Source organism: Microbacterium sp. B19 (assembly GCF_000333395.1).
Lineage (GTDB): Bacteria > Actinomycetota > Actinomycetes > Actinomycetales > Microbacteriaceae > Microbacterium.
The window spans coordinates 1-3,733 of record NZ_BADA01000131.1 but is presented as its reverse complement, the minus strand read 5'-3'; the positions used below and the strand labels follow the sequence as shown (position 1 = coordinate 3,733).

General features: G+C 71.8%; 5 protein-coding genes. 2 read left to right on the top strand and 3 right to left on the bottom strand.

The window, feature by feature from the left end; translation table 11 throughout:
- Nucleotides 1-152: 152 nt before the first annotated feature.
- The gene (locus tag I5G_RS20685; RefSeq protein ID WP_022878064.1) at nucleotides 153-764 is read right to left on the bottom strand and encodes a DUF4190 domain-containing protein; all 612 of its coding nucleotides are present in this window, start codon (nucleotides 762-764) and stop codon (nucleotides 153-155) included.
- A gap of 134 nt (nucleotides 765-898) precedes the next feature.
- On the opposite strand from I5G_RS20685, the gene fabG reads away from it, so the two are divergent.
- A complete protein-coding gene (gene fabG / locus I5G_RS04915; RefSeq protein ID WP_022878063.1) occupies nucleotides 899-1,609 on the top strand; it encodes a 3-oxoacyl-ACP reductase FabG in 711 nt (236 codons plus the stop codon).
- 171 nt (nucleotides 1,610-1,780) lie between these two features.
- On the opposite strand, the gene I5G_RS04910 is transcribed toward fabG, so the two are convergent.
- Both I5G_RS04910 and serB read right to left on the bottom strand, forming a co-directional pair.
- Nucleotides 1,781-2,452: an alpha/beta fold hydrolase gene (locus I5G_RS04910; protein WP_022878062.1), complete on the bottom strand. Its 672-nt coding sequence runs from the start codon at nucleotides 2,450-2,452 to the stop codon at nucleotides 1,781-1,783.
- A 47-nt stretch (nucleotides 2,453-2,499) separates the two neighbouring features.
- Nucleotides 2,500-3,141, bottom strand: coding sequence for a phosphoserine phosphatase SerB (serB, locus tag I5G_RS04905; protein WP_022878061.1), 642 nt, complete (start codon nucleotides 3,139-3,141; stop codon nucleotides 2,500-2,502).
- A gap of 103 nt (nucleotides 3,142-3,244) precedes the next feature.
- On the opposite strand from serB, the gene I5G_RS04900 reads away from it, so the two are divergent.
- Nucleotides 3,245-3,718 carry an S-ribosylhomocysteine lyase gene (locus tag I5G_RS04900; RefSeq protein ID WP_022878060.1) on the top strand — a complete coding sequence of 158 codons (474 nt, stop codon included), beginning with the start codon at nucleotides 3,245-3,247 and terminating at the stop codon, nucleotides 3,716-3,718.
- Nucleotides 3,719-3,733 lie beyond the last annotated feature (15 nt).

Below are 3,733 nucleotides of genomic sequence, written 5' to 3'. Positions count from 1 at the left end.
CGACGCGGATCCCCATCATCACCATGTACTTGGCAAAGCGGGAACTGGCGTCGTCCCCCGGGGCCTGCGGGAGCGACGTCGCTGACTGGGCACGGGGCGATGTCTTCACGGTGAACTCAAGGGTACGCCCGTCCGGCCCGGGCCGGACGCGATTAGGCGCCGTATCGAGACGACTGGCTCGCCGCGATCCCCACGAAGACGATGAAGAAGATGATGAGGAGGATCGAGACGCCGATCCCCACCCAGCCGATGATCGTCCCCGCGAGCGCCATTCCGCGGCCGTTCTCTCCGGTGCGCTTGATCTGCGCGAGCGAGATGTGCCCCGTGATGACACCTGTGATCGGTCCGATGACCGGGACGACCCCGATCAATCCCGCGATGGATGCCACGAGCGAGATGATCGCGAGCACGTTCGTCCGCACGGAGGAACCGTAGCCCGCGCCGTACGGAGCGGTGCCGTAGGGCGAAGGTGCACCGTACGCGGGCGCGGCGCCGTAGGCGGGTGCGCCGTACGCGGGTGCGGCCGGGGTCTCGGGTGCGCCGTACGCGGGCGCTGCCGGGGCGCCGGACGCGGGGGCCGGCGGAGCCTCGGGCGCGGGCGTCTCGTACGCGGGCGCCGCGGGGGCGTCGTATGCCGGGGCGGGCGGCGCGGGCGGCACCGGGGGAGCCGCGTACGTCTCGCTCGCCGCTGCGCCGGGGGCCGCCTCGGGGGTCGTGGGCGTGTCGTTCCCGTTCTGCGGGGCGGGGTTGTTGTCGTCGCTCACGAGCGTCCCTTTCGTCGTCCGGAATCCCAGGCTTCCAGCGTCACGCGGGCCGTGTCAAACGTGCGCGACGGCGAGTGACACGGGGTCGTCGGTAGGCTGGGCCGGTTCCGTCCCTCGCACCGCAGGAGTCTCACATGTCCCAGGACCGCGTCGTCGTCGTCACCGGAGGAAACCGCGGGATCGGGCGCGCCATCGCCGAGCGCTTCGTCGCCGAGGGGTGGCGGGTGGCGGTCACCGCCCGTTCGGGCGAGGGCCCCGACGGGACCCTGACCGTGCGTGCCGACGTCACCGACGCCGCCGCCGTGGACGCCGCGTTCACCCAGATCGAGTCCGAGCTCGGGCCTATTGCCGTCGTCGTGGCCAACGCCGGGATCACGAAGGACACGCTGCTGCTGCGCATGAGCGAAGACGACTTCGACAGCGTCGTAGCCACGAACCTCGGCGGTGCCTTCCGCGTTGTCAAGCGCGCCTCCAAGGGCATGCTCAAGGCGCGGTGGGGCCGCGTCATCCTCATCTCCAGCGTCGTCGGCCTGTACGGCTCGGCCGGGCAGATCAACTACGCCGCGTCGAAGAGCGCGCTCGTCGGCTTCGCCCGGTCGCTCACCCGCGAACTCGGCGGCCGCGGCATCACCGCGAACGTCGTGGCCCCCGGCTTCATCGAGACGGACATGACCGCCGAGCTCCCCGCCGACACCCAGGCCGAGTACAAGAAGAACATCCCCGCGGGGCGCTTCGCCTCGGCCGACGAGGTCGCCGGCGTCGTCACCTGGCTCGCGGGCGACGACGCCGCGTACATCTCGGGCGCCGTCATCCCGGTAGACGGCGGCCTGGGTATGGGGCACTGAGCGCAGGACCCTCCGTCGCGCCCCCGCCCCGCGGGATGGGGCGCTGAGCGAAGGACTCTCCGTCGCGCCCCCGCCCCGCCGGGTTCTGCTCGGGATGGGGCACTGAGCGCAGAACCCTCCGTCGCGCCCCCGCCCCGCGGGATGGGGCATTGATCCCGGACACGCCTACGTTCAGCGCACCGCCGCCGTCAGCTTCTCCGCGAACGCCTCGGGCTGCGAGAACTGCGGCCAGTGACCAGACCCGAGCGTGACGACCTCGGTGTCGCGGATCGCCCCGAACTCGTCGGCCCAGGAACCCCACTGCGCGAGAGCGTGCTGCACCGAATCCGCGTCCAGCTGACCCGACAGCACCGTGACCGGGATGTTCCACCGCCGCTCGTCGGACAGGGGCAGCGGGTCGGTGGGCACCGTGCCGGGCACCTCGACCACCCGCTCGGCGACACGGCGCCGGGTGTCGTCGTCGAGGTCGGCGATGTCGGGCTCGTCGAAGAAGTCCCACCCGGGGAACGGCACGACGCCGTCCTCCACGGGGAACTCGGAGATCATCGCGCCGGGCGGGGGCGGCATCGTGTCGACGAACACAACGCGCACGACGCGGTCGGGGCGGGCGTCGGCGGCTCCCCACACGACGTTGCCGCCCCCGGAGTGCCCGACCAGGACCACGGGCTCCGCGGCGGCATCGATCCGTTCGACGACCGCGTCGACCCAGTCCTGGATCGTCGCGGTGGGATCGGCGGGCAGAGTCAGCGGGTGCACGACGTGCCCCGCCTCGGTGAGCGCGGGTGTCACGGCATCCCACGAGGAAGCATCGAGCCACAGGCCCGGGACCAGAATCACGTCCATGCGGCGACCCTACGCGGGGGCTCCGACATTGCGGGAGAGGGCCGCCGTCAGCGCGGCAGCAGGGGGATGACCTCGGCCAGATCCACGCGCCCGATCACGAGGTCGGCGCTCGCGCGGACCGCCGGCTTGGCGTTGAAGGCCAGGCCGAGGCCCGCGACCTCCATCATGCGCAGGTCGTTGGCGCCGTCGCCGATCGCGAACGTGAGGTGCGCCGGCACGCCGTGCTCGGACGCCCACTGACGGAGGGTGTCGGCCTTGGCCGTGGCATCCACGATCGGTCCGTCCACCTCGCCGGTGAGCACGCCGTCGGCGGCGACCAGGCGGTTCGCGCGCCACACGTCGACGCCCAGATCTGGGGCGACGGTGTCGAGCACCTCGTGGAACCCTCCGGAGACCACGCCGACGAGACCGCCGCGGGCGTGGACGGCCTCGATCAGCTCGCGCACGCCGGGGGTGGGCTCGATGCGCGCGATCGCCCGGGCGAACGCCTCGACCGGGACTCCGGCGAGCGCCGCGACCCGCGAGCGCAGACTCGTGGCGAAGTCCACCTCGCCGCGCATCGCCGCCTCGGTCGCCGCGGCCACTTCGGCTCCGCGTCCGGCTTCGTCGGCGAGCAGTTCGATCACCTCGTTGCGGATGAGGGTGGAATCGGCATCCAGCACGACGAGGAAACGGGCGGTCTCGGGCACGGCCTCGACCCTAGCGCGTCACGCGGCGACGCACGCGGCACCGGTCGCGGGCGCCGCGCGTAGGCTCAGAAGACCCGTGCCCGATTCCGGAAGGACTTCCCCCATGGCCGACGTCGAGAGCTTCACGCTCGATCACACCGCCGTTCTCGCTCCCTACATCCGCCTCATCGGCACCGAATCGGGTCCGCGCGGCGACGTCATCTCGAACTTCGACGTGCGTCTGGTGCAGCCGAACGAGGGCGAGATCCCCACGGCGGGCCTCCACACGATCGAGCACCTCCTCGCGAGCCTGCTGCGCGACCGCATCGGCGGCGTCATCGACATCTCGCCGTTCGGATGCCGCACCGGTTTCCACCTGATCATGTGGGGCGAGCCGGACCTCGGCGATGTCGTCACCGCCGTCAGCGACTCGCTGCGCGCGATCGCCGAGGACGTCGAGTGGGAGGATGTCCCGGGCGTCGACGCGTTCAGCTGCGGCAACTACCGCGATCACAGCCTCCACACGGCCCGTGAGTGGTCGAAGCTCGTGCTCTCCCAGGGGATCAGCCGCGACGCCTTCGCGCGCGTCGGCGTGTGATGTTCGACGAACTCC